We start from the raw sequence: 21,627 nt of genomic DNA, 5'->3' as shown, positions 1-21,627 counted from the left end.
CCCGGAGAGAAGCAGTCACGGCGCCAACGGAGGGATTACCGAGACCTTTTCGACTCTTGGGTCTCCTCGATGCGCAGCGCCACCCCCAGGGCGAAAAAGCTGGGCGCCCACTCGCCGACAAATATCCCCCACCGGTCCGCGCGTGCGGTGGACTCTGCCGCATTCAGAGATGCGGCCCAGCTGGCCACGCTTAGTCCGATTGAGATCATCCCGGCAGTGAACATGTGACCCGAAGTGATCCCCTTCTGGCGCAACATAGTCAGCATTTCATTCTCCTACATATAGTTGTATTCGTTCAAGCCAACACTTACAGACGGTATTCCGAACGTTCTCGGTCGAAATCACGGCGAGCTGCGGGCTCTCTATGCTCCGTGCTGCCCACCGTGTGCACGACCACTGCGTGAACCCGCACGGACAGAGGAGCCCGAGCGCCACAACAGAACACCGAGCGCAATCATTCCAATACCCAAGAAGAAGTGCAGCCAATTGTCAGCCGTGTTCAAGGGAACAAAGTTGGCGACACTGTCCATGTCGATGACGAGGCCGTAGATCCACAGGACCAGATAAATAACACCTCCACCGACAAGGAACGCCCTGGCGCCACCGGCTGACCGCGCAAGCGCGAAACCGACTATCCCGAAGAGCAAGTGTACGATGTTGTGCAGTATCGAGACGTGGAATACACCCAACAGCATCGCCGTGGATTCGTGTCCAGCAAAGGTCATCCCGTCGTACTCCGTGGTAACCCCGGGAATGAATCCAAGGATACCGACCAGTAGGAATACACCGGAAACCGCCGTCGCGGCCAGCCGGACCGGATGGCTTGATATTCCAGAGCGGGCGCCTGTCCTGTCCATGATCGACCTTTCGACGAAACCTGTTCTGCCTGCCCAGCTCGTCGGCCAAATGTGACGCTCAGCTTCTAATAGGCTTCCGAGCTCGTGTCGTGAATCCAGCCACTTGGCTCTCGACTACCCATGTGCGCGCGTCACCACACGCCGTCGAACGACAACCTGACCCGCTCGACGAGCGGGTGTACCGCAGGCTCACCGCATACGGAAGGACATACTTCGAAGGCTTCCAGAAGTAATACGGTGCGTAAGCGACAGAGCCCCCGGTCGGCGCGTGCAGCGCCGACCGGGGGCTCGAGTGACGACGCCGCGTTACTTGGCTACCTCGAAGGTCAGCGAGTCGGTGAACTCGCGGCCGTACGAATCGGTGGCGGTCACCTCGGCGGTGTGCTCACCGGGTTCCAGGCCGGTGGGCAGCTCATAACGCCACAGGTGCATCGACGAGTCGGCGATGCTGCCGCCGTGCACGAGCTGCTGGGAGACGGCGTAGGGGTCGGACCACTCGGGGCCGTTGCGCTTCGCCTCGCCCTTCATCTCCTGGGTCCGCGTGGCCTTCTTCGCCGGGCCACCGTCGAGAGCCACCGTCACCGACGAGCCACTGGCACCCATCCAGAAATCGGTGGTCAGCCAGGTGCGACCGGCCAGGTCGCCGGAGTCGACGACGAGCGGCTCCTCGAGCTCCGGCGCCTCGCCCTGCGGGTTCTCGTTCCACTCGGCCCGTTCCTCGGACCATTCGCGGTAGGTCGGGCTGTTGATGCCGAGCTGTGTCTGCACCGTGTCTTCCTCGCCCGTGACCGTGTAGCGCTCCTGGAACTTCGAGCCGTCGACGTCCAGTGTGAGCAGGCCGGGCCGGCCGCCGTCCTTGCCGATCGCCGTCGGGTAGCCGTCCTCGGTGACCTCGCCGGAGTACCAGTCGCCGGAGATGGCGCCCGCCGTGATGTGCGGGAACGGCAGCTTGTCGAGGCCGAGGGTGTCCTTCCACCCCTGGGCCGAATCGCCCTTCTTCATGTTCTCGATCGTGTGACTGTGGCCGGACACGGCGACGGCCTTGCGGCCCTTCAGCAGTTCGTACACCTCACCGGCCTGGTCGGTCTGATGCACCGCGCTGGACTGGTCGTTGTAGTTGACCAGGCCGATGTGACTGGCGACGACGACGAGCTTGTCCTTGGGAACCCGCTCGAGGTCGCGTTCGAGCCATGCGAGCTGCCGGTCGCTCATCGAACCGTTGTAGCTCGGGTCGCCCTCGGGGTCGTCGCACTGGGAGCCGATGCCGTCGAGGTTGTCCTCGTTCGGCCTGCACGGGTATTCGACCGTGTTGAGCGCGACGAAATGGACATTGCCGACGTCGTAGGAGTAGTAGGTCGGGGCCAGCTGCGCGCGGAAGGTGTCGAACGAGTGCGCAGACGTCGCGGCGTCGAAGTCGAGGTCGTGGTTGCCGGGCAGGAACCGCGCCGGGCCGTTGGTCTGCTTGGTGAGTTCCTTGACGTCGGGGTAGAGCGACAGGTCGTCACCGACGACGTCCCCGACGAACAGCGAACCGCAGCTCGCGTAGTCGTCCCGCTGCGCCATGTCGTTGATCGCACCCTTGCGGGCGTAGTCGACTTGGGTGCTGTTGTAGGTCTGCAGGTCGCCGGCCATGATGCAGCTCTGCTCGTCGGCCGCGGTGGCGGCATTCTCCGCCACCGGGAAGTTGACCGCCGACGGCAACGGGCCGGTGGGCTCGATGCCGCCGTACTTCAGGTCGGGCGAGCCTTCCGGCAGGTGGTTGTAGTGGAACTGCGGAACGTTGTACTCGTCGACCGGCACCTGATAGCCGTTCGGCTGGGTGATGAAGACCGTCATGTTGTCGAACGCGGGCAGCCGGTAGCGGCCCTGGTCGTCGGTCGTGACGACGTCGCGTCCGTTCGACACGGCGACACCCGCCAGGCCACGCTCACCGTCGTCGGCGCTCGAGTCCTCGTTGTCGTCGACGAAGACCCTGCCCGTCAGGACGTGCTGCTCGGCGGATCCTTCCGACGCGGGCACCACCTCGACCTGGCCGCGATAGACACCGTCGTCGACCTGCTTCTGTTGCGCACCCGCGGCCGGGGCGAGGACGGCGGCCGACGTCGCGGCGACCGCGACGGCCGAACACGTCGCGACCAGCGCGCGAACCCTTCTACGTTCTCCTGCAGCGGATCTGAACATGCGTTGCACTCCGATGGTCGGGGGCGTTGACCGGCCCGAGGACCGGCGAAGAGCAACCATTCCGGACGAGCCTGAACGGATTCCGCACAACCGGCGAACACGAATGAAAGGGACGACCATCGACCGAGAGGTCTCGAACCACCATGTGGCACCGTCGCGGGCTGCGCGGGAAATTCACCCGATGGTCGTCCTTGCAGGGTTGTCGATCAACGCCGCCAGACGGGCGCGATACCGCTCCGAACTCGGAGTCCGATACTCGGGCCGACTGCCGGGCTCGTCGTCCGACTCCGGGAAGATCATTTCGGCGCAGTCTCGCGGTGAATCACCGCGAACCACCACGGACGTCACCCGGTCGCCGCCCCTCGCCGTGTAGACGTCGACCCGATACCGCGCCTCGCGCAGTTCCCGGACGTGACCTCCGGAGTACTCGCACTTGCGCACCGTGTCGACGCGAGGTTCGACGATGCGGCGCGCACACCCGACGAGCTGTACGGCCTCGGGACGCCGATCGTTCAGCGCGTATTCGCGCGACTCGCCCTCGAACACGGCTACCGGGTGAGGACCGCGTCCGGTGTACTCGGGCACGTCGAAGGCCGGGCCGCCGTCGCAGATCCGTGCGAGGTGGTCCAGCTCGGTGGGCACTTGCGCGCCGAGGGCGTAGCGGAGTACCGGCACACCCGTGAACCCGATCCCGCCCAACACGACGAGGCAGGCGAGGCAGAGGTCGACGAACCGGCCACGTGTCCAGACTGCGACCGGCGCCCGCAGGTCGATGGTCGCCGCCAGATCGATCGGGCTGGACATCGCCGTCACATCGCGCGGTTCGACGCCGTGCCAGGCGGTCGTTTCGACGCCCGAGCCGGACCAGACCACCAGACCGCGCTCCGCGACCGCGATCCAATGTCGACCGCCGTGCACGGGCCCGAAGTGCGTCCACCCGAACACCGCGAGCAGCACGAGGAACGACCCGAACAGCGGAAACTGCCGCGTCGCCGACTGCTCCGAGGCCATCACGGTCGCGGCGATTCCCGCGGGAGCGACGGACACGACGCCGATCGTCCACAGGGCGGTCTCGACGCCGCCCGCCCTACGCTCCCTGTGGATCCGCAGGACCCTGCCCAGGCCTGCGGCCGCGGCGGCGGACCTGATCGCACGTCGTCGTCGCCACACCCCACCCACCTCCGCATGCCAGGGGTCAACACATCTTTGCCGACCCGTCAAGACACGCATGCGGAGACGGTCCGGGCAGCATCGGTGGTGCGCGTGGCACCGTGGTGGTCACCGCGTGGAAGGCGACCGATCCGACCCGTGGGGCCTGTCCGCGGTACGGAACCGTCCTGTCAGGGAAGTTCCTTGTCGATCTCGGGGGCGAGCAGTTCCGCGGCGCGTTCCGCCGTGATGACGTCGGCGGGGTCCGGCTTGCTGATCTCGCGGGAGGCGGCGTCCTCGTAGACGTGTTCGCCGATCATCCGGCATTGTTCGTCGTAGGGCCACACGAACGCGAGGGTGCGCTTGAGCAGGTAGATCTCGCTCGGATCCTCGCCGGCCTGGATGTTGCCGAACGCGCTGCCTTCGAGCATCGGCGCAGGTACGAACTCGTTGAACACGACCTCCCCGGAGAACCCGTGGTCGTTGACGGCGATGTCCTGTTCGGCCACCCACATCACCAGGGCGTTCGCCTCCACCAGCGATCGGTAGAACGCCCTGACCTCGGCCATGCCGTCGAGAATGATCGACTGTCCGCCCTCGTGAATGCGGTAGTGCGGGTGTTCGACGGTCATCGTGGGCGAGAGCAACTCCTCGTACCGCCCGGAGACCTCCAACAGGCCGTGGAGGCGGTAGTTCTTCAGGATCGCCCGATGGCGGGGGTTGTCGGTCTCGGCGATCTGCTTCTCCAAGCCCGCGAACATGTGCGTGAAATCGTGCTCGTAGCGGCTCACCATCACTCCTCGTCGAGTCGGTCCAGGTGGTTGCCATCCTTGGATCGCCGTCGGTGAGCGTCCATGACAAATCCCGTCCGGTGTATAAACTGTCCGATTAACGCAGCAGGTCAGAAAACCGACCTGCGGCATTCGGGAAAGCCGGTCGGTTGTTGCGGAAGGGCCAGCCGTGGACATCAACCTGCATCTGGTGCGCTACCTCGTCGCCGTCCTCGACGAGGGACATTTCGGCCGGGCGGCGGAGAAGCTGTACGTCAGCACGCCGGCGTTGAGTCAGCAGGTACGCAAGCTCGAACGCACCCTCGGAACCGAGCTCGTCGACCGCACCGCCCACCCGATCCGCCCCACGCCGGCCGGGCAGCGGTTTCTGCCCGAGGCACGGCGGTCACTGGACGCGGCCGATCGCGCCGTGGCCGCGGTCGAGGCGTACCGGCGACAACTCGCCACCACGCTCCGCCTCGGCTTCGTGACCGCCTCGGCGGGTCCCCGCGCACGCGACATCATCGCGGAGCTGCGTCACCGGGCTCCCGACATGTCGGTCGAGCGCGTGGAGCTACCGTGGCCCCGACAGGCCTCGGCGGTGCGCGACGGCCACGTCGACGCCTCGCTCGTGCGGCCACCGATCTCGGACACCACGGGCCTGCGCCTCGACGTCGTGGACCGCGAACCCCGCGTCGTGGCGCTTCCCGCCACGCACCGGCTGGCCACGCGCGACGCCGTCACCCTCGCCGACCTCGACGACGAGACCCACGTGACCGACGACGCCGACCCCGAGTGGGTGCACTGGTGGGCCTGCGACCCACGACCCAGCGGCGCACCCGTGCGGTACGGCCCGTCGGTGCGCACCATGGACGAGCTGCTCGAAACGGTCGCCGCGGAGCAGGCCGTCTGCATCACCGGCGGCTTCGTACCCGCGAGTCACGGCCATCCCGACGTCGTCTTCGTGCCGGTCTCCGACGCCGAGCCCTGCCCGATCTCGCTGTGCACCCGGATGGCCGACACGTCGCCGCTGGTCGGGGCTCTGCGGCAGGTGGTGTCGTCACTGCCGACGTCATGACCGCACGGCGCGCCGGGTAGTCGGCAGGTGCGGCACCGTGAACGCGGGAAGCCCCGATTCGAGGAGGTCGAAGGCATGGCGGACAGGGCCGTTCAGGTACGACGGATCTACGAGGACCCACGGGACGACGACGGCGACCGAGTGCTGGTCGACCGCGTGTGGCCACGCGGAGTGAAGAAGGAGTCCACCGGACTGGACGAGTGGGCCAAGGCGGTCGCGCCGTCCACCGACCTCAGGAAGTGGTACGGGCACGATCCCGAGAGGTTCGCCGAGTTCCGTCGCCGCTACCGGCGGGAACTGACGTCCGGCGACGCCGCCGAGGCCGCGCGGCGGCTACGCGAACGCGCCGACGCCGGGCGGCTCACCCTCCTGACGGCCACCAAGGATGTCGCCCACAGTCACGCGCAGGTGCTGGCCGACCTGCTGACAGAGGACGCGTGACCGGTCGCCACACGGTGACACCACCGCAGGCCGTGGACGCGGTCCGTCCCGACCCAGCCGGTGAACCCGAAGCGCATTCGTGTGCATGGCCGGTTCCATTCCATGCGAATCCTTGACATGAATTCGACTGGAACCAATACTGCTCGTCGTGTGACGCAGTTCACGCAACGTGGCCGCGGTTTTCCGTGGTCGCGGACGGAGGACGACGCGAACGGCGGGGCCCTGACCGGTGCCGGCAGCGCCGGGGGCGAGCCGTTCATCGCCTGTCCGACCAGTCGCTGCTGGTCGGCCGGTTCGGATCGAAGGAGATCGCTCACGATGACTGCTCTGCACGAGGCGCCGGACATCCTGTCGGCGGCGTTCGCCGAGAATCCGTACCCGTTCTACAGAACCATGCGGAAAGAGCACCCGCTGATCTGGCACGAGGGAATGCAGAGTTACATCATCTCGCGCTACGACGACGTCGAGAAGGCCTTCCGGGACCCGGTTTTCACCAGTGACAACTACGATTGGCAGCTCGAACCGGTCCACGGCCGCACCATTCTGCAGATGAACGGCCGCGAGCACGCGACGCACCGGGCGCTGGTTTCCTCGGCGTTCCGCGGCAACGAACTGGAAACGAAGTTCCTGCCGGTCATCGAACGCAACAGCCGGGAACTGATCGACGGGCTGCGCGACAGGAACCCGGTCGACCTCGTCGAGGCGTTCGCCACCCGGTTTCCGATCAACGTGATCGTCGACATGCTCGGGCTTCCGAAGAGCGATCACGGCAAGTTCCACGGGTGGTACACGTCGATCATGGCGTTTCTGTCCAATTTGACGCAGGACCCGGACGTGATGGCCGAGGGAATGCGCACCAAGGAGGAATTCGCCGCGTACATGATCCCGATCATCCGGGAGCGCAGGAAGAATCCGGGCGACGACCTGCTGTCGACGTTGTGTGCCGCCGAGATCGACGGCCAGCGGATGTCCGACGAGGAGATCAAGGCGTTCTGCAGTCTGCTGCTGACGGCAGGGGGCGAGACGACGGACAAGGCGATCGCCAGCCTGATGAAGAACCTGCTCGAGCATCCCGAACAACTCGAGGCAGTGCGGGCGGACCGCTCACTGATCGGCGCCGCCTTCGCGGAGACGCTGCGGTTTTCCCCGCCGGTCCACATGATCATGCGCCAGCCCAGCGAGGACGTCGAACTGTCGGGCGGAGTCGTGCCCGCGGGCAGCACGGTGACGTGTCTGATCGGTGCGGCGGGCCGGGACGAGCAGCACTACGCCGACCCGGAGACGTTCGACCTCTTCCGCGACGACCTGTCGACCACCAAGGCCTTCTCCGCGGCCGCCGACCACCTCGCGTTCTGCCTCGGCAGGCACTTCTGTGTCGGGGCCATGCTGGCGAAGACCGAGATCGAGGTCGGCGTGGACATGCTGCTCGACGCCATGCCCACGGTGCGGTTCGCCGACGGTGCGCCTGCCGAGGCGGGCGTGTTCACCCGGGCCCCGACGCAGCTCTGGATCGACCGCGCACCGGCGTGACGTCCGACGCCGTATCGCCGGCTCGAGCTGCCGGGTCCCGACGCGAGGCGGCGGGACCCGGCAGGACGCTCAGGTCACGGCGCCGTCGACGCGCCGGGGAATGCCGAGCGGATTGCCGTCCCGCAACTCCTCGGGAAGCAGCTCGTCCGGAACGTCCTGGTAGGTCACCGGGCGCAGGAACCTCCGGATCGCCGAGGCTCCCACGGACGTGTGGAGCGCGTCGGTGGTCGCCGGCCACGGACCGCCGTGATGCTGCGACCAGGTCACGGCCACACCGGTCGGCCACGCGGCTCGGCCTTCACCAGTTCACGCACGCCGGGCACCTCCGACAGCGCGGCGATACCGGCCTGGAAGGCGTCCCGCATCCGCGCGGTGAGCATCGGCGCGGGTTCCGACGGCCGCACGGCATCGGCGACCTGCGTGTCGAAGCCGGAATCGGCGGGCACGAGAACCACGCCGGGCTTCGTGCAGAACTGTCCGGTGCCGAGCCGGAACGAACCGGCCAGTCCCTCGGCGACCTCGCGGCCACGCGCGGCGACCACGGCCTCGGTGACGACGACCGGGTTGATGCTGCCGAGCTCCCCGTAGAACGGGATCGGGTTCTCCCGTCCGACGGCCAGGTCGTACAGCGCCCGACCGCCACCGGTCGACCCGGTGAAGCCAACCGCGTCGGCGAGTGCGTCCTGGTCGACGAGGCCGCCGCGGGAGGTGTTCACCAGGAACGCTCCCCTGCGCATCCGTTCGAAGGCCGCCGCGCCGAGGAGCTTGCTGGTCTCGGCGGTCAACGGCGCATGCAACGACACCGCATCGGCCGCACCGGGCAGTTCGTCCAACTCGGACAGTCAGACACCGTGTGCGTCGGCCGTGTCGGCGTCAGCGTAGGGGTCGTGGGCCAGCACGGTGAAACCGAACGGCGCCAGCCGCTTCGCGACCGCGAACCCGATCTGCCCTAGTCCGACGAGTCCGATCGCGCATCGTGTACGCGCTGTTGCCCATGGGACGTCGCGAGGGAGCCGACCGGTCGTACAGCTGGATCCCGATCGCCGGACCGCTGCTCGGCGGAGCCGTGGCAGGCCTCCTGTTCCACGTCACGCCCGCCGTCACCTGACACAGACCACATCGACGAGCCCGTCGTGCGGCGATCCGCGGCGTGGTGGGCTCGTGACATCGGCGCCGCCTGCCGTCATCCCACGGCCGACGGGTTGACGACGGCGGCCGTGGCAACGAACACCGCCACGGCCAGCACGACGACGGCGAACCAGCGGCGAACCGTGGAGGCGTCCAGCTTCGCCGACCACCGTGCGGCCACGACGGACACGACCAGCGCCGCACCGGCGAACAGCAGCAGAATCCGGTAGTCGATGTCACCGGCCGTACCCGCGTGCGCGGTGAACCCGGCCACCGAGTTGATCAGAACCACCACGAGCGACGTGGCGATCGCCTGCTGGGCACCCAGGCCCAGCAACAGCGTGAGCGCCGGTACGACGACGAAGCCTCCGCCGACACCGAACAATCCCGTCAACACCCCGACGGACGCACCCGTGAACACCGATTTGGGAAGGCAGGTGCGCCAGTTGATCGCGCCCTGCACCGTGCGGCAGGCACCACCCTGGCTCTCACCGCCACGCAGCATGCGCACAGCGACGACGATCATGAGCGCGGCGAAGGCCACCAGCAGCCAGCGTTGTGGCAGCAGCTTCCCGAGGGCGGTGCCCCCGAACGCGGCTGGGACACCGGCCGCACCGAAGACCAACGCGACCGGCCACCGCACCGCAGTCCGACGCTCGCGTGGCAGCACCGCTCCCAGTGAGGACAGTGCGACCACCACCAGCGACGTCGGGACCGCGGTCTCCCAGGGCAGTCCGACGCCGTAGACCAACGCCGGCACCGCGAGGATCGAACCACCGGCACCGAGCAGTCCCAGCGCCAATCCGATGCCGGCACCGAACACCGCGGCCAACAGCAACGGGAACACCTAGCCGCCCACCGAGCCGGTCGGCAACCGCCCGCGCGGTGTGCGAAGTCGTGGGCACACCAGTACTCAGCCTCGACCTTCAGCGGCGTTGCGACCGGTGAGGGCTTCGATCAGCGCCCGGTCCTCGGTGCGGTCCGTGCGATTGTGCGGCAGCAGTCCGAGCACGCGGGACATCGCGCACGTGTTGCTCACCGCCGCGAACGTCAAACCGGCACCGACGAACCCGGCGATCCACTTGAGAGGTTCGTAGGCGATGCTCGCCACCACGCCCGTGAGCACGAGCAACCCGGCAACCAGCCGGACCTGTCGCTCCATGGCCCAGGTACCGCGTCCCCGGTTGAGCTCACCTCCCTGCTGCTGCCAGCCGGTGATGCCGCCACGCAGTACGCTGAGCCGCTCCAGCCCGGCGTTCTCCAGCAGGCCGCGTGCCTGCTCGGCGCGCCCTCCCGAGGCGCACACGAGCACCACCGGGTCACCGTGTCGGGCGGTGAGTTCCTCGCGGTGTTCCCGCAACAGGTCGAGGGGGACGTTGTAGGAGCCCGGGATGTGCGACGAAGCGAACTCCCCGGGCGCGCGCACGTCGATCAGCCGGACCTGGGGATCGACCTTCCGCAACTCGCGGACCTGCGTGGTGTCCACGGTCTTCGGCAATGCTTGGGACACTCGTGAGATACCTTCGCAATCGTTTCGGTGATGGGTGCTGTCAGGTTCCGTCTGTTAACGGCACGTCGGCCTGGGCGGCGGCGTCGAACATGTCGTCGATGAGTACGACCGTGCGGCCCGCGGTTTCGAGCAGCGACGCCGCGGCGGTGGCGCGGTAACCGCTTCCGCAGTGCACCCAGACCGCACCGGCGGGAACCTCGCCGAGGCGGTCCTTGAGCTCGTAGAGCGGGACGTGCACGGCACCGGTGACGTGCCGAGCGCCGAACTCGTTATTGGTCCGGACGTCCAACACCACATCCGGCGCCGGAAGTCCCTGGGAATTACCACCCAGCGCCGCGGCCAGATCACCGAAGGTCGCGGCCGGAGTGCTGCGCAACTGACCAGCATCGGCTGCCAACTCCTTCGGAGTGCCGACAGCTGCCGCGGCGAACTTGTCGATGCCGATGCGGGCCAGCTCACGCTGAGCCTGGCCGACCTGCTCGCGTGACTCGCCCAGCAGCGTGATCGGGGCGCCCCAGTCGATCATCCAGCCGAGCCAGGTCGCCATCGGTCCGTCGAGTCCGAGACTGACGGTCCCGGCGAGATGCGAGATGACGTAGGCCTTGCGAGACCGCAGATCGACGACCCACTCGCCGTGCTCCAGGCGACGCCGCAGCTCCTCCGGTTCGGCACGGACCGGCTCGCGCAGATCCAGCGGCTCCGGTCCGCTGGTGTTCTGCACACCCATGTGCGCGTAGTACGCCGGATAGGCGTCCAGCCCGGAGAGAGTCTGTTCGACGAATTCGCCCTCCGACAGTGTCAGCGCCGGGTTGATGCGCTTCTGCTCACCCAGGGTTGCCGAGTCGCCCGAGGCCTGGGTGGCCGAGCAGAAGCTGCCGAATCCGTGGGTCGGCCAGATCTGCGCACCGTCAGGCAGGTTCTCCGCAAGCCGCTGCGCCGAAGCGTGCTGGTGGCGCGCCAGATCCTCACTGTGCTGCTGCCCCAGCAGATCGGTGCGCCCGGTCGTACCGAACAACAGCGATCCACCGGTGAACACGCCCACCGGCCCGTACTCGCCTTCCAGTACATAGGAGAGGTGGTGGAACGTGTGCCCCGGAGTAGCGACCGCCCGCACCCGCATCCGCGCCGAGACTTCCACGACCTCGCCGTCCGACAGCGGTCGCCGGTCGAACGGCACTTCGTCGGCGGCGGCCAGCCCGTAGTCCGCCCCGGTCAGCCGGGCCAGTTCGAGGCCACCGGACACGTAGTCGTTGTGCACATGCGTTTCCAACACCAGCACGATCTGGACGCCGAGCCGCCCGGCGACCGCGATCACGCGATCGATATCCCGCTGCGGGTCGACGACCACGGCTATCTCACCATCAGTGGCGAGGTAGCTGCGATCCCCCAGCGAGGACGTCTCGATCACCTCGACGGCCAAGCCACCGGCCTGCGGTTCGTACTCCTTCGCCGTATTCATCGTCGTCACTGTCACTCTCCCCTTCGATCTCTTGTCCTGCTTCGATCCACCCCGACGCTCAGCTGGCACAGCCAGCGCGCACCGGTCGTTCGGATACCACGACACCCGGCGGTGAAGGCCTCTTCTTCAACCTCCAAGTTCCCGCCGGCCAGCCCAATAAACCCCGGGGGGTATCACGCCCGGCGCAAAGCGCCGCAGACCTGCCGGCTCACCCGGACATGTCCAGCTCAGGCGAGCGCGAGGAACAAACGCTCCAGTTCCTGTTCGGTCATCGGCGGTTCGTCGCCATCATCGCGGGCCTGCTGGCAGTGCCGCATACCACTGGCGACGATCTTGAATCCCGCTCGATCCAGAGCACGGGAAACAGCTGCCAGCTGCGTCAACACCTCGGCGCAGTCGTGCCCCTCCTCAATAGCTTCGATCACGCCACTCAACTGCCCCCTGGCCCGGCGCAACCGCGTCAGAGCGTCGCCCACCATCTCCGGCTTCATCTCCACGAGGATCAACTCCCTTCTCTCGCCACAGCGTACTATACCCCCGGGGGTATTCCAAATGGAGGCAGTCAAGGCACTGCAATGGCGGCCGAGATCAGGGGCGGATATCTGGCGGCGTTGCCACCCGACCTTTGGCGGGCGCCACCGCGTCGTTCGGAACGAGGTAGCCGCCCGCTCTCGAGAAACCAAAGAGACAGGATTCAGGAGGACTTTGGACTACACAGCGCACACGAACAATGACCGTGCCGACACCCGCCGGTGCCAATTGAGTCCACAGCGGACCGTCACGCTGTGCCGTCTCATTGCGGGGACTTCCACCCGCCGATCATCGACGCTGACCTCCGAGAAGCGAGGGGCTCCCGGTACCCATGACACGCACGCCGGGTGCACGTCAACGCCCTACGTAGGGTTGCATTATCCACCGGCCTCGACGCTGGCCGCCAGGTCGCCGGCGAGGTCTGAGTCGAGCGGCGCTCGAGTTCGTCGCGGTGACTACAACGCGCCGGCACCGAACTGGACACAACGGTTGCCGATCACGGTAGATTGCCGACCGATGCGGAAGGTGTTCGATGTCACAGACTGGTAGTGAATCGGGAACCGCGGTCGGCGAAGCGGACGCCGGCTCCGGCAACACGCGACGGTGGATCGGGTTGGCGCTCGGCCCGGTGCTCGCGGCGCTGGTGTACGTCCTGCTGCCGAACTCGTTGTCGGCGGACGGCAAGGCGGCCGCCGCGATCGCTGTCGTGATGGCCACCTGGTGGGTGACGGAGGCGATCCCACTCGCGGCGACGGCCCTGTTGCCGCTGGTGCTGTTCCCGCTGTTCGGCGTGGCCGAGGTCGGCGACGTGACCGCGCCGTACGCGAGCGACATCATCTTCCTGTTCATGGGCGGGTTCATCATCGGGCTCGCCATGCAGCGCTGGGACCTGCACAAGCGGTTCGCGTTGCGCACCGTTCTGCTGGTGGGCACCAGCCCGGTACGGCTCATCGCGGGTTTCATGATCGCGACCGCGTTCCTGAGCATGTGGGTCAGCAACACCGCGACCGCCGTGATGATGCTGCCTGTGGGTGTGTCCGTACTCGGTCTGGTGCTGCAGTTGGGCAACGGCAAGGGCGACACGAACTTCGCCACGGCGTTGATGCTCGGCATCGCCTATGCCGCGTCGATCGGCTCGCTGAGCACGATCATCGGCACACCGCCGAACGCCGTGCTGGTCGGCTATCTCAGCGAGCAGGGCATCTCGATCGGGTTCGGCCAGTGGATGCTCTTCGGCCTGCCGATCGCCGTCGTGTTCCTGTTCCTCGCGTGGCTGATCCTCGCCAAGGTCGTCTTCCGGCCGAAGCTCAGCGAGCTGCCCGGTGGCCGGGACCTGATTCGCGAGCAGCTCGAGGAGCTCGGCCCGATGTCGCGCGGCGAGAAGAACGCCCTCGCCGTGTTCGTCGGCGCGGCCGCCGCCTGGATCATCCTGCCGCTGCTCGCGGACGAGGAGATCATGGGCGGTGCCGCACTCACCTGGCTGGAGTACGCCGACGACAGCGTGATCGCGATGATCGCGTCGGTGTTGCTGTTCATCCTGCCCGTCCGCCGCGGTGTGCGAACGATGGACTGGGACACGGCCAAGCAACTGCCGTGGGGCATTCTCCTGCTGTTCGGCGGCGGGTTGGCGCTGTCGAAACAGTTCGAGGACACCGGGTTCGCGAGCTGGCTCGGTGATCAGGTCGCGAACCTCGACGTGCTGCCGACGATCCTGTTCATCGCCGCCGCTGTGGTGATCGTGCTGTTCATGACGGAGCTGACGAGCAACACCGCGATGGCCAGCATCTTCGTGCCGATCCTCGGCGCGGTGGCAGCAGGCCTGGGCATGGACGTCATGCTGCTGGTCGTGCCTGCGGCTCTGGCCGCGTCGTGCGCATTCATGCTGCCGGTCGCCACCCCGCCGAACGCGATCGTGTTCGGTTCCGGGCACGTCACCATCGGCCAGATGATCAAGGGCGGCGTCTGGTTGAACGTGATCGGCGTCGTACTCGTCACGTTGGCCGTCTACACGCTGGGCGGCTGGATCCTGGGCATCGGGTTGTAGCCCGCGGCCGGCCGGAGGACCGGCCCTGCACTCGCTCGCGTGACACACCCGGGAGGCCCGCACCCGCAGGCGGCGGACCCCCGGGTGTTCCCGGCCCGGTGTGGACACAGTCCGGCGCGGCCCGGCCTCGAGCTGCCGCCGAGGCCGACCGCTGCCCCGGCGCGGTGGACACTGATCGCGGCGCGGCTACCGACTTCCACGGAAGTAGACGTGCTCCGGATGGGGATGCGACAGGAAGTCGTGGTGGGAGATGTCCCAGCCGTAGGCCCCGGCGTGCTGGAACACCAGCACGTCGCCCGCACGCACCCGGGACAGCCGGACGTCTCGTGCGAGGACGTCCTTCGGCGTGCACAGTTCACCGACGACGGTGACCGGAGCGTCACGCACCTCGGGCCTCGGCGCGCGGGAGCTCCACTCGTCGACGCCGAACACGGTGAACGGGTGGTCGTGCTGCCACGACACGGGTAGCCGGAAGTGGTGCGTGCCGCCCCGCACGATCGCGTAGTGCGTGCCGTGATTCGTCTTCACGTCCAGCACCTCGACGGCGTAGTAGCCGCACGCCGCCGTCAGGTAACGCCCGCATTCGAAGTCGACCTCGGCCCAATGCCGCGGCAACCGCTCCGCGAAACCCTTCAGCTCGCGGGTGAAGCCCTCCCATTCGAACTGTGCCCCGAGATCGGCGTAGTTGACGCCGATGCCGCCACCGACGTTGAGCACGTCGCACCGCATGCCGAACTCCGACTCCCACTCGAGCACCTTGCCGCGATACAGCTCCAGCATCTCCAGATGTGCGGCCGCGGACAGGTTGTTCGACAGCGAGTGCAGATGGAACCCGACCGGCCGGATTCCCGGGAGCTGCTTCGCGGCGGCCACGGCCTCGCCGAGCACCGATTCGTCGATGCCGAACTGGGTCGGGCGCCCCGCCATCGCCAGGGTCGCCGAGGGGAACGGCCCGGTGAGGTTCACCCGCAGCAGCACGTCGACACGCGCGGCCAGCCGGGTGGCGACCTCGGATATCCGGTACAGCTCGAGCACGCTCTCCGCATGCAACCGCGTGACCCCGTGTCCGATCGCGTCGGCGATCTCCCGTTCCGTCTTCGCGGGCCCGCCGAAGATCACGGTCGAACCCGGGTCGGCGGCACGCGCCTTGGCCACCTCACCGCCCGAGGCGACCTCGAAGCCCGCCACGTGCGGTGCCAACGCCTCCAGGATCTGCGGTCCGCTGTTGGCCTTCATCGCATAGAACATGCGGAACGGTTCCGGTAACGCGTCGACGGTGGCCCGCACGTGCCGAGTGAGCACGTCCAGGTCGTAGCCGTACAGGCACACCGGGTCCTCGCCGGCGACCCGGTCGGTGAGGAGACCGGCGAGCACCTCGCTGAACCCGGCCTCGCTGAACCCCGGCTCGCCCATTCCGGCCCCGTTCGTTCCGGCTCCGTTCCTTTCGGTGCCGGTCATCCCCGCCTCCTGGCCTCGTCGAGGTGCTCGCGCAGCGCCCGCGCCGCGATGCCGCGTTCCTCGCCGAGCACGAACGTGCGCACACCCGCGGTCAACCACTCCTCGTGATCATCGCGCTCGCGCGGAATGGCACAGAACGGCACCCCGCGCTCGGCGCACGCCCCGTGGACCTCGCGGACCGCGTCGCGCACCCGCTCGTGCCGGGTCTGCCACGGCACACCGTACGACTGGGACAGATCGGCGGCACCCTCCAGTACGAGATCGATGCCACCGCCGTCGAGAACCGGCGCTATGTCGTCGACACCTTCGGCGTCCTCGATCATCGCGACGACCATGATCTCGTCGTTGGCCCTGCGGACGTAGTCGGCGAGGTCCAGGCTGCCGAATCCGGGCACGCGGCCACCGTTCAGGCTGCGCATTCCCTCGGGTGCGTACTTGGCGGCCCGGACAGCGGCGTCCACATCGGACCTGCTCCGGACGTGGGCCACCACGACGCCCATCGCACCGCCGTCGAGCACGCGGAGGATGCCCGCCGTGTCTCCCTCGGCGACCCGCACGAGCGGCGTGAGACCCACCGCTTCGGCGGCCCGGATCATGTTCTCGACCTGCTGCGGACCCACCAGCGTGTGCTCGGTGTCGATGATGACGAAGTCGTAGCCGGCGCAGCCGATCATCTCCACCATGGCGGGTTCCGGTGTGGCGCAGAACAGCCCGTAGACCTCGTCGCCGGCGCGGATCTTCCGTTTGAGCGTGTTCGTCGTCAGCATCAGCCTTCCTCGGCCAGGGGGTTCGGCACGGTCTGCAACCGCAACTCGGTGTCGGGAAGCAGCCTGCGGCTCGTCAGTTTCTCGACGTCGATGCGGGGTTTGGTCACGTCGAAGGTCGCGAAGCGCTCCGCCAGTTCGGGGAAACGTCGCCGGTAGGCGCCGATACGCTCGCGCACGATCGCCCAGAACTCCCGCTCGTCGAACGCGTAGGCGTCGGCGAGGAAGATACCGAGCTCGCCGATGTTGATGAAGAAGAACGCGTCGAGCACGAAGTCGGCGACCAGGCCTAGGTCGTCGGTCTCGACGAACGAGTTGCGATTGCCGTGGTGCTCGGGGGTCGCGCGCAGCTCCGGGCACCGCCGCGGGTCGGCCAGTTCTGCGCGGGAGAACCGCACGCCGTCGTGGAAGTCCTTGAGTGCCACCCGAGTGGGCACCCCGCCGGCATGCACCAGCACCATGTTCTGCGCATGTGATTCCACCGCGATCCCGTGCCTGCACAGCAGATGGATCACCGGCAGGACGCTGACGTCCACGACCTGCCGGAGCCACTCGGCCACGCCGAGCCGCCGGACCCACCGATCGATCAACGGAGTGCCGTCCGATTCGCAGGCGGTCAGCCCGTTGAACGGCACGGCCTGCTCGCCCGCCTCGAGCTGATCGTGCAGGTTCTCCCGCCAGATGCACGACAGCGTGCCCTCGGTGTCGCCGGATGCGGTCTCGGTGCTGACGGCCGTCCCCATCACCTCGCCGAGCAGGATGAGCCGGCACTCCTCACGCAGGAACGGGTCGCCGTCGACCACCTCGCGCAGCCACCCGGAGATCCGCGGTGCGTTGGCCACGGTGTGCGGCGCGAGTTCCCGGCGCGTCGAGGTGTTGACGATGGACAGTGCCAGCTTGAGGTAAGGGCGGCCGTCGCACGACAGCGTGCGGATCGACTGCTGCGGCAGGAACTCGTCGGGATCGTCGCCGAGCACCACGATGTCGCCGCACGCGAGCTGCTCGGCGAAAGCACCCGAGACCACTTCGCGCCACTGCCACGGGTGCACCGGAAGGTAGGTGTACTCCGCCGGGTCGGCGCGCCGCACGAACTCGTCGTAGGTCTCGCCGAGCTGAGCCCGCAGGTACGCCGACTCGGCCACGTCGGCCACGCTCGACACCTCGGCGATTCCCCGTCGGGCCGCCAGCCACAGCGGGCGCACCCCAGGCGCGAACTCCGGCCCGAACGCCAGGTTGTCCTCGCTGTCGAAACCCATGCGGGACTTGTAGGTCGGGTGATACCGGTGGCCGTCGGTGACGGCGCACTCGAGCCGGTCGTAACCGGACTCGGCGAGCACGTCACCACGCTCGACACGGGCCAACTGCGCCAGCGCGTCGTTGAACTCGGTGCGCGCCAGCTCGCGGGCGAACCGCTCCAGGCAATCGGGATCCGCCTTGACGGCGTCACGTGTCTCGTGCAGGAATCGCAGTGCCGACTCGGCCTCCTCGGTGGCAGCGGCGATGCGCAGCACGGGCTCGCGCCCCAGGCCCACCCTGGCGAAGCCGTGTCTGCGGAACGCGGTGAACTCGTACGCCACCTCATCGCCGGCCACCCGGTAGCGGCGGGGCCCGATCTCCTCGACCTCGATCGCCTGCTCGTAGATCAGTGATTCCAGCAGCTGGCGCAGCACCCTGCGCCGGACGGTGCCGAAGCCCGGCCCCGTCAATGCGCGCTCGACGAACTCCACGGTCACGTCCTCACCTCGTGCAACGGGTTTCCCACCTCGACGTAGAGCGGCCGTTCCCCACGTTCGAGGAATCGACTCACCAGATTCGCCTTCGCCGGCAAAGTCGGCGAGGTCAGCAGATCGGCCGCGTAACGGCCGGGACAGTCATCGCGCAGGAAGTCGGCCAGCTGCGCCCAGAGCTCCTCCTCCCCCACACCCGTGTGCATGCCCAGCACGTGGACGAGATGTCCGAAGTGGTTGGTCACAAGGTGGTAGCGCAGCCGGAGCCATGCTTCGTCGTCGCTGTAGCGCAGCGGCGAGCCGGGCGCCACGTCGGCCCGGTCCGCGCTCGCGCTGGTGCCTTCCATGTCTCGCACCCAGAAGCGAGTCGGCCAGCCGTGGTCGGTGTGCACCAGCGAGTTCTGGACGTGCGCCTCGAAGCTCACCCCGTCGACGGTGAACGCGTGCAGCAGCGGTCGCAACGAGATCGACGCGTACTGGCGGAGCCACGCGGCGGGGTCGCCTCCCGACTCCCGCACCAGGGCCGGCAACACAGGCTCCTGCCCGTCGCGTCCCGGCTCCAGCAGCCCGGCAACCACCCTGGGTGCCCACTCCGTTCCGGGGAACGGATTCTCCCTGAACAGCACAGCGGTCTCGGCCGCGAGTTCACCCGCGACGTCCGGTTCCAACATGCGATACCCGGTCTCGATGAGCACGCCGAGTTCCGCCGGCCACCGGTGTCGCAGTCCGGCGATCAGCCGTCCGGCGTCGGCCGCCCTGCGAACGTGCTCGGCAGGGTTGTTCCGCACGAAGTTCGTGATCCGCACGTGCAGCGGCAGTTTCCACACGACGGTCGAGTCGGGATCGCACACCGTCCGCACCGACGACGTCGGATACACCGTCGGCCCGAGCGGTCCCAACGCCGCTACGGCACCGCGGTCGAGCAGGCGTTGCATACCGGCCTGTTTGACGAGGTAGTCGGCCTGCCACGGGTGGGCCGGCAGTAGCAGTCGGCCGTCAGGTCCGTCCACTCCGGACGGCAACACCCGGGCCGGGACGACGTGGTCCGAGCACGCGACCGCGGGATCGACCGCGAAGTAGTGCAGCCGGAACTCGCCGCCCAGCTCGGGCGCGTAGCGGAGCAGGTCCTGGTCGTCGAAGCCTTCCGTGCTTTTCGGGGTCGGATGGAACGGATGCCCGCGTAGCAGCGCCTGCTCCGCGCGCCGAGTGAATTCCCGGGCGCGGAGTCCTGGTGAGCGGGAGTCTCCGGAACCGGCGCGTCCGGCGCCTGGATCTCCCGCGCCGGGATCTTCGGCGTGGCCGTCCCCGGCCGTGCGTTCTCGCGCGTCGCGCGCACCGGCCGGTTCCTCGCGGGCGAGGAACCGTGCGATGTGCCCGGTGCTGTTGGCGATCTGCCGTGCCAGCTCGTCCCGGTTCTCCGCGCCACCGTACCGGGCCACCAGCTCGTCGAGCAGGATGTCGACGAGCTGATCGTGGCCGAGCACGCCGGGATGACCGTCGAGGCCTATCGCCGGGGTGGGCACGTGGTGGCCGAACGGCGAGACGTGCGCGAGCTCGATCGTGAGCGTGTCGTCGATCGACCGCAGTGGTACGCGCACCACCGGCCCGTCCACCTCGTGGCCGAGCTCACGGAGGAAGGCGTTGACCAGTCGCTGCCGGGTCGCCGCCTGCGCGCAGGCATCAGACATGTGCACTCCTCGGTTCGGGGGCGACGGGGGTCGGATCGTGGCCGCCCTGCTGCACGGCACTGCGCACCGCCAGCAGGGCGGCGATGCCCAGTACGACACCGATGACGCCGAACGCGCCCACCGGCGGGAGCGTGACCGCGATGGCCGCCCCGAACAGCGGTCCGACGACCTGACCGAGATCGAGTACGCCGGTGGAGAAGCCGAACGCCGTGCCGGAAAGCCGCTGCCGCACTCGCCCACTCGCCACGTGCAGCACCGACTGCAGGAAGGCGGCGAAGCAGAACCCCTGCACCAAACGCAATGGGATCAACAGCTCCACCGAGGTCACCACGACCTGGAGGGCGGTCGCGATCGCACAGCACGCGGCGGCGATCGCGAACCCCCGCTGGGCGGAGGCGCGGTCGTTGTAGCGGCCCCACCACGGACCTCCCGCCCAGGAGGCCGCCCAGGTCGTCGCTTGCAGCATGCCGACCCACACCGCGGCGTCGGCCATGGAGCCGGTGATGCGCTGCACCTGCGGGGCGAACACGACCACGAGGGCATAGATCGCGGCCTGCCCTGCCAGCCCCGCCAGCAGCACGTTGCGCGTGTCGGCGCGGCCAACGAGGATCCCGGCGGCCTCGCGCAACGGGGCCGCGCGCAACGGGGCCGGGCGCAACGAGGCGCCGCCCTGCGAGCCCGTGGCCGTGTATCCGGCGCCGGACTCCCGCTCGGGGTCGCTCTCGGGTGTCGGCTCGGGTGTCGGCTCGGGTTCGATGAGCAGCCACGCGGCGGCCACACTCGAGCACACGAGTAGCGCCGCGACGGTCACGAAGATCGGCCCGAATCCCCACGTACCGGCCAGCACGCCGCCCGCCAACGGGCCCAGTAGAGCACCCGCCGCGGTCGCGCCGAACAGGCCGCCGAGAGCGCGGCCCCGCCGGTGCCCGGTGGCCAGCGTTCCGGCGAAGGCGGCGGTCGCGCTCACCACGCCGCCGCACGCGCCCTGCAACAGGCGGAACGCGACGAAGGCAGCGGGCGTGGTGGCCATGGCCATCAGCACCAGTGAGATCGCGAGGCCCGCGTGCGCCCGCACCACCATGGCCTTGCGCCCGTAGCGATCGCCCACCGCTCCCCACAGCGGACCGGTGAGCATCTGCGTCACCGCGGGGGCAGCCAGCGAGATCCCGGTCCACAGTGCGATGTCCCCGGATGGCGTACCGAGGTCGGCCAGGTAGAACGGCAACAGCGGAACGACGACGGTCAGTCCTGCCGTCGCCGCGAACTGCCCGAGCCAGAGCACCGCGAACATTCGTTTCGCCTGCGTCATCAC

The 21,627-nt window shown here is 68.2% G+C and carries 20 protein-coding genes and 1 pseudogene; 5 read left to right on the top strand and 16 right to left on the bottom strand.

The annotated features are described in order from the left end of the window. Positions 1 to 362: 362 nt before the first annotated feature. The 4 genes from FHS23_RS07485 to FHS23_RS07470 all read right to left on the bottom strand — a co-directional run bounded on the left by FHS23_RS07485 (position 363) and on the right by FHS23_RS07470 (position 4,981). Positions 363 to 857 carry a DUF4383 domain-containing protein gene (locus FHS23_RS07485; RefSeq protein ID WP_183649848.1) on the bottom strand — a complete coding sequence of 165 codons (495 nt, stop codon included), beginning with the start codon at positions 855 to 857 and terminating at the stop codon, positions 363 to 365. A 306-nt stretch (positions 858 to 1,163) separates the two neighbouring features. Beyond that, positions 1,164 to 3,038, bottom strand: a complete 1,875-nt coding sequence (locus FHS23_RS07480; protein ID WP_183649845.1) for a calcineurin-like phosphoesterase C-terminal domain-containing protein — start codon at positions 3,036 to 3,038, stop codon at positions 1,164 to 1,166. A gap of 174 nt (positions 3,039 to 3,212) precedes the next feature. Next, on the bottom strand, positions 3,213 to 4,208 hold the full coding sequence (locus FHS23_RS07475; protein ID WP_183649841.1) for a hypothetical protein: 996 nt from the start codon (positions 4,206 to 4,208) through the stop codon (positions 3,213 to 3,215). 170 nt (positions 4,209 to 4,378) lie between these two features. Next, complete coding sequence (locus tag FHS23_RS07470) at positions 4,379 to 4,981, bottom strand: hypothetical protein (protein WP_183649838.1); 603 nt, start codon at positions 4,979 to 4,981, stop codon at positions 4,379 to 4,381. A gap of 166 nt (positions 4,982 to 5,147) precedes the next feature. On the opposite strand from FHS23_RS07470, the gene FHS23_RS07465 reads away from it, so the two are divergent. The 3 genes from FHS23_RS07465 to FHS23_RS07455 all read left to right on the top strand — a co-directional run bounded on the left by FHS23_RS07465 (position 5,148) and on the right by FHS23_RS07455 (position 8,006). After that, on the top strand, positions 5,148 to 6,035 hold the full coding sequence (locus tag FHS23_RS07465; protein WP_183649836.1) for a LysR substrate-binding domain-containing protein: 888 nt from the start codon (positions 5,148 to 5,150) through the stop codon (positions 6,033 to 6,035). Positions 6,036 to 6,110: 75 nt separating this feature from the next. Next, positions 6,111 to 6,476 carry a DUF488 domain-containing protein gene (locus FHS23_RS07460; RefSeq protein ID WP_183649833.1) on the top strand — a complete coding sequence of 122 codons (366 nt, stop codon included), beginning with the start codon at positions 6,111 to 6,113 and terminating at the stop codon, positions 6,474 to 6,476. Between the two features lie 318 nt (positions 6,477 to 6,794). Next, on the top strand, positions 6,795 to 8,006 hold the full coding sequence (locus FHS23_RS07455) for a cytochrome P450 (protein ID WP_183649830.1): 1,212 nt from the start codon (positions 6,795 to 6,797) through the stop codon (positions 8,004 to 8,006). Positions 8,007 to 8,075: 69 nt separating this feature from the next. Here FHS23_RS07455 and FHS23_RS23120 read toward each other — a convergent pair whose 3' ends face one another. The 3 genes and pseudogenes from FHS23_RS23120 to FHS23_RS23110 all read right to left on the bottom strand — a co-directional run. Beyond that, positions 8,076 to 8,273 carry a hypothetical protein gene (locus FHS23_RS23120; protein ID WP_246381365.1) on the bottom strand — a complete coding sequence of 66 codons (198 nt, stop codon included), beginning with the start codon at positions 8,271 to 8,273 and terminating at the stop codon, positions 8,076 to 8,078. Then, complete coding sequence (locus FHS23_RS23115; RefSeq protein ID WP_246381819.1) at positions 8,270 to 8,743, bottom strand: aldehyde dehydrogenase family protein; 474 nt, start codon at positions 8,741 to 8,743, stop codon at positions 8,270 to 8,272. Before FHS23_RS23115 ends, FHS23_RS23120 begins: the two co-directional genes overlap by 4 nt. After that, positions 8,729 to 8,926: pseudogene (locus FHS23_RS23110) on the bottom strand (NAD(P)-dependent oxidoreductase); the annotation flags it as partial. The gene FHS23_RS23115 and the pseudogene FHS23_RS23110, both read right to left, overlap by 15 nt. A gap of 56 nt (positions 8,927 to 8,982) precedes the next feature. Here FHS23_RS23110 and FHS23_RS23520 point away from each other — a divergent pair. Next, positions 8,983 to 9,114 (top strand): hypothetical protein, encoded by a 132-nt coding sequence (locus tag FHS23_RS23520; protein ID WP_281372358.1) that lies wholly within the window; start codon positions 8,983 to 8,985, stop codon positions 9,112 to 9,114. 75 nt (positions 9,115 to 9,189) lie between these two features. Here the strand turns inward: FHS23_RS23520 and FHS23_RS07440 are convergent, their stop codons facing one another. From FHS23_RS07440 to FHS23_RS07425, 4 genes are all read right to left on the bottom strand, one after another. After that, positions 9,190 to 9,972, bottom strand: coding sequence for a sulfite exporter TauE/SafE family protein (locus FHS23_RS07440; protein ID WP_183651115.1), 783 nt, complete (start codon positions 9,970 to 9,972; stop codon positions 9,190 to 9,192). Positions 9,973 to 10,047: 75 nt separating this feature from the next. Next, positions 10,048 to 10,644 (bottom strand): rhodanese-like domain-containing protein, encoded by a 597-nt coding sequence (locus tag FHS23_RS07435; protein WP_425501089.1) that lies wholly within the window; start codon positions 10,642 to 10,644, stop codon positions 10,048 to 10,050. Positions 10,645 to 10,684: 40 nt separating this feature from the next. Further along, entirely contained in the window at positions 10,685 to 12,103 is a 1,419-nt protein-coding gene (locus FHS23_RS07430; protein WP_183651109.1) for an MBL fold metallo-hydrolase, read from the bottom strand. 227 nt (positions 12,104 to 12,330) lie between these two features. Continuing rightward, positions 12,331 to 12,600: a metal-sensitive transcriptional regulator gene (locus FHS23_RS07425; RefSeq protein ID WP_183649814.1), complete on the bottom strand. Its 270-nt coding sequence runs from the start codon at positions 12,598 to 12,600 to the stop codon at positions 12,331 to 12,333. 566 nt (positions 12,601 to 13,166) lie between these two features. On the opposite strand from FHS23_RS07425, the gene FHS23_RS07420 reads away from it, so the two are divergent. Beyond that, a complete protein-coding gene (locus tag FHS23_RS07420) occupies positions 13,167 to 14,678 on the top strand; it encodes an SLC13 family permease (protein ID WP_183649811.1) in 1,512 nt (503 codons plus the stop codon). 186 nt (positions 14,679 to 14,864) lie between these two features. On the opposite strand, the gene FHS23_RS07415 is transcribed toward FHS23_RS07420, so the two are convergent. The 5 genes from FHS23_RS07415 to FHS23_RS07395 are packed head-to-tail and all read right to left on the bottom strand — an operon-like array spanning position 14,865 to position 21,624. Further along, a complete protein-coding gene (locus tag FHS23_RS07415) occupies positions 14,865 to 16,136 on the bottom strand; it encodes a type III PLP-dependent enzyme (RefSeq protein WP_246381362.1) in 1,272 nt (423 codons plus the stop codon). Next, positions 16,133 to 16,903 (bottom strand): HpcH/HpaI aldolase family protein, encoded by a 771-nt coding sequence (locus FHS23_RS07410; protein ID WP_183649796.1) that lies wholly within the window; start codon positions 16,901 to 16,903, stop codon positions 16,133 to 16,135. Before FHS23_RS07410 ends, FHS23_RS07415 begins: the two co-directional genes overlap by 4 nt. Continuing rightward, entirely contained in the window at positions 16,903 to 18,633 is a 1,731-nt protein-coding gene (locus FHS23_RS07405; protein WP_183649793.1) for an IucA/IucC family protein, read from the bottom strand. The genes FHS23_RS07410 and FHS23_RS07405 overlap by 1 nt, the downstream gene beginning before the upstream one ends. Beyond that, on the bottom strand, positions 18,630 to 20,315 hold the full coding sequence (locus FHS23_RS07400) for an IucA/IucC family protein (RefSeq protein ID WP_183649789.1): 1,686 nt from the start codon (positions 20,313 to 20,315) through the stop codon (positions 18,630 to 18,632). The genes FHS23_RS07405 and FHS23_RS07400 overlap by 4 nt, the downstream gene beginning before the upstream one ends. After that, complete coding sequence (locus tag FHS23_RS07395) at positions 20,308 to 21,624, bottom strand: MFS transporter (protein ID WP_183649786.1); 1,317 nt, start codon at positions 21,622 to 21,624, stop codon at positions 20,308 to 20,310. The genes FHS23_RS07400 and FHS23_RS07395 overlap by 8 nt, the downstream gene beginning before the upstream one ends. Between the last annotated feature and the right edge of the window lie 3 nt (positions 21,625 to 21,627).

The organism is Prauserella isguenensis (assembly GCF_014191605.1).
In the GTDB taxonomy this organism is placed as follows: Bacteria; Actinomycetota; Actinomycetes; order Mycobacteriales; family Pseudonocardiaceae; genus Prauserella; species Prauserella isguenensis.
The sequence above is the reverse complement of the archived record's forward strand: the minus strand, read 5'-3'. Positions and strand labels throughout refer to the sequence as shown.

Excerpts from the sequence above, each read along its gene's own strand:
- FHS23_RS07485 (WP_183649848.1), bottom strand. The coding sequence starts at position 857 with ATGGACAGGACAGGCGCCCGCTCTGGAATATCAAGCCATCCGGTCCGG.
- FHS23_RS07480 (WP_183649845.1), bottom strand. The coding sequence starts at position 3,038 with ATGTTCAGATCCGCTGCAGGAGAACGTAGAAGGGTTCGCGCGCTGGTC.
- FHS23_RS07470 (WP_183649838.1), bottom strand. The coding sequence starts at position 4,981 with ATGGTGAGCCGCTACGAGCACGATTTCACGCACATGTTCGCGGGCTTG.
- FHS23_RS07460 (WP_183649833.1), top strand. The coding sequence starts at position 6,111 with ATGGCGGACAGGGCCGTTCAGGTACGACGGATCTACGAGGACCCACGG.
- FHS23_RS07455 (WP_183649830.1), top strand. The coding sequence starts at position 6,795 with ATGACTGCTCTGCACGAGGCGCCGGACATCCTGTCGGCGGCGTTCGCC.
- FHS23_RS23115 (WP_246381819.1), bottom strand. The coding sequence starts at position 8,743 with ATGCGCAGGGGAGCGTTCCTGGTGAACACCTCCCGCGGCGGCCTCGTC.
- FHS23_RS07430 (WP_183651109.1), bottom strand. The coding sequence starts at position 12,103 with ATGAATACGGCGAAGGAGTACGAACCGCAGGCCGGTGGCTTGGCCGTC.
- FHS23_RS07420 (WP_183649811.1), top strand. The coding sequence starts at position 13,167 with ATGTCACAGACTGGTAGTGAATCGGGAACCGCGGTCGGCGAAGCGGAC.
- FHS23_RS07415 (WP_246381362.1), bottom strand. The coding sequence starts at position 16,136 with ATGACCGGCACCGAAAGGAACGGAGCCGGAACGAACGGGGCCGGAATG.
- FHS23_RS07410 (WP_183649796.1), bottom strand. The coding sequence starts at position 16,903 with ATGCTGACGACGAACACGCTCAAACGGAAGATCCGCGCCGGCGACGAG.
- FHS23_RS07400 (WP_183649789.1), bottom strand. The coding sequence starts at position 20,315 with ATGTCTGATGCCTGCGCGCAGGCGGCGACCCGGCAGCGACTGGTCAAC.
- FHS23_RS07395 (WP_183649786.1), bottom strand. The coding sequence starts at position 21,624 with ATGACGCAGGCGAAACGAATGTTCGCGGTGCTCTGGCTCGGGCAGTTC.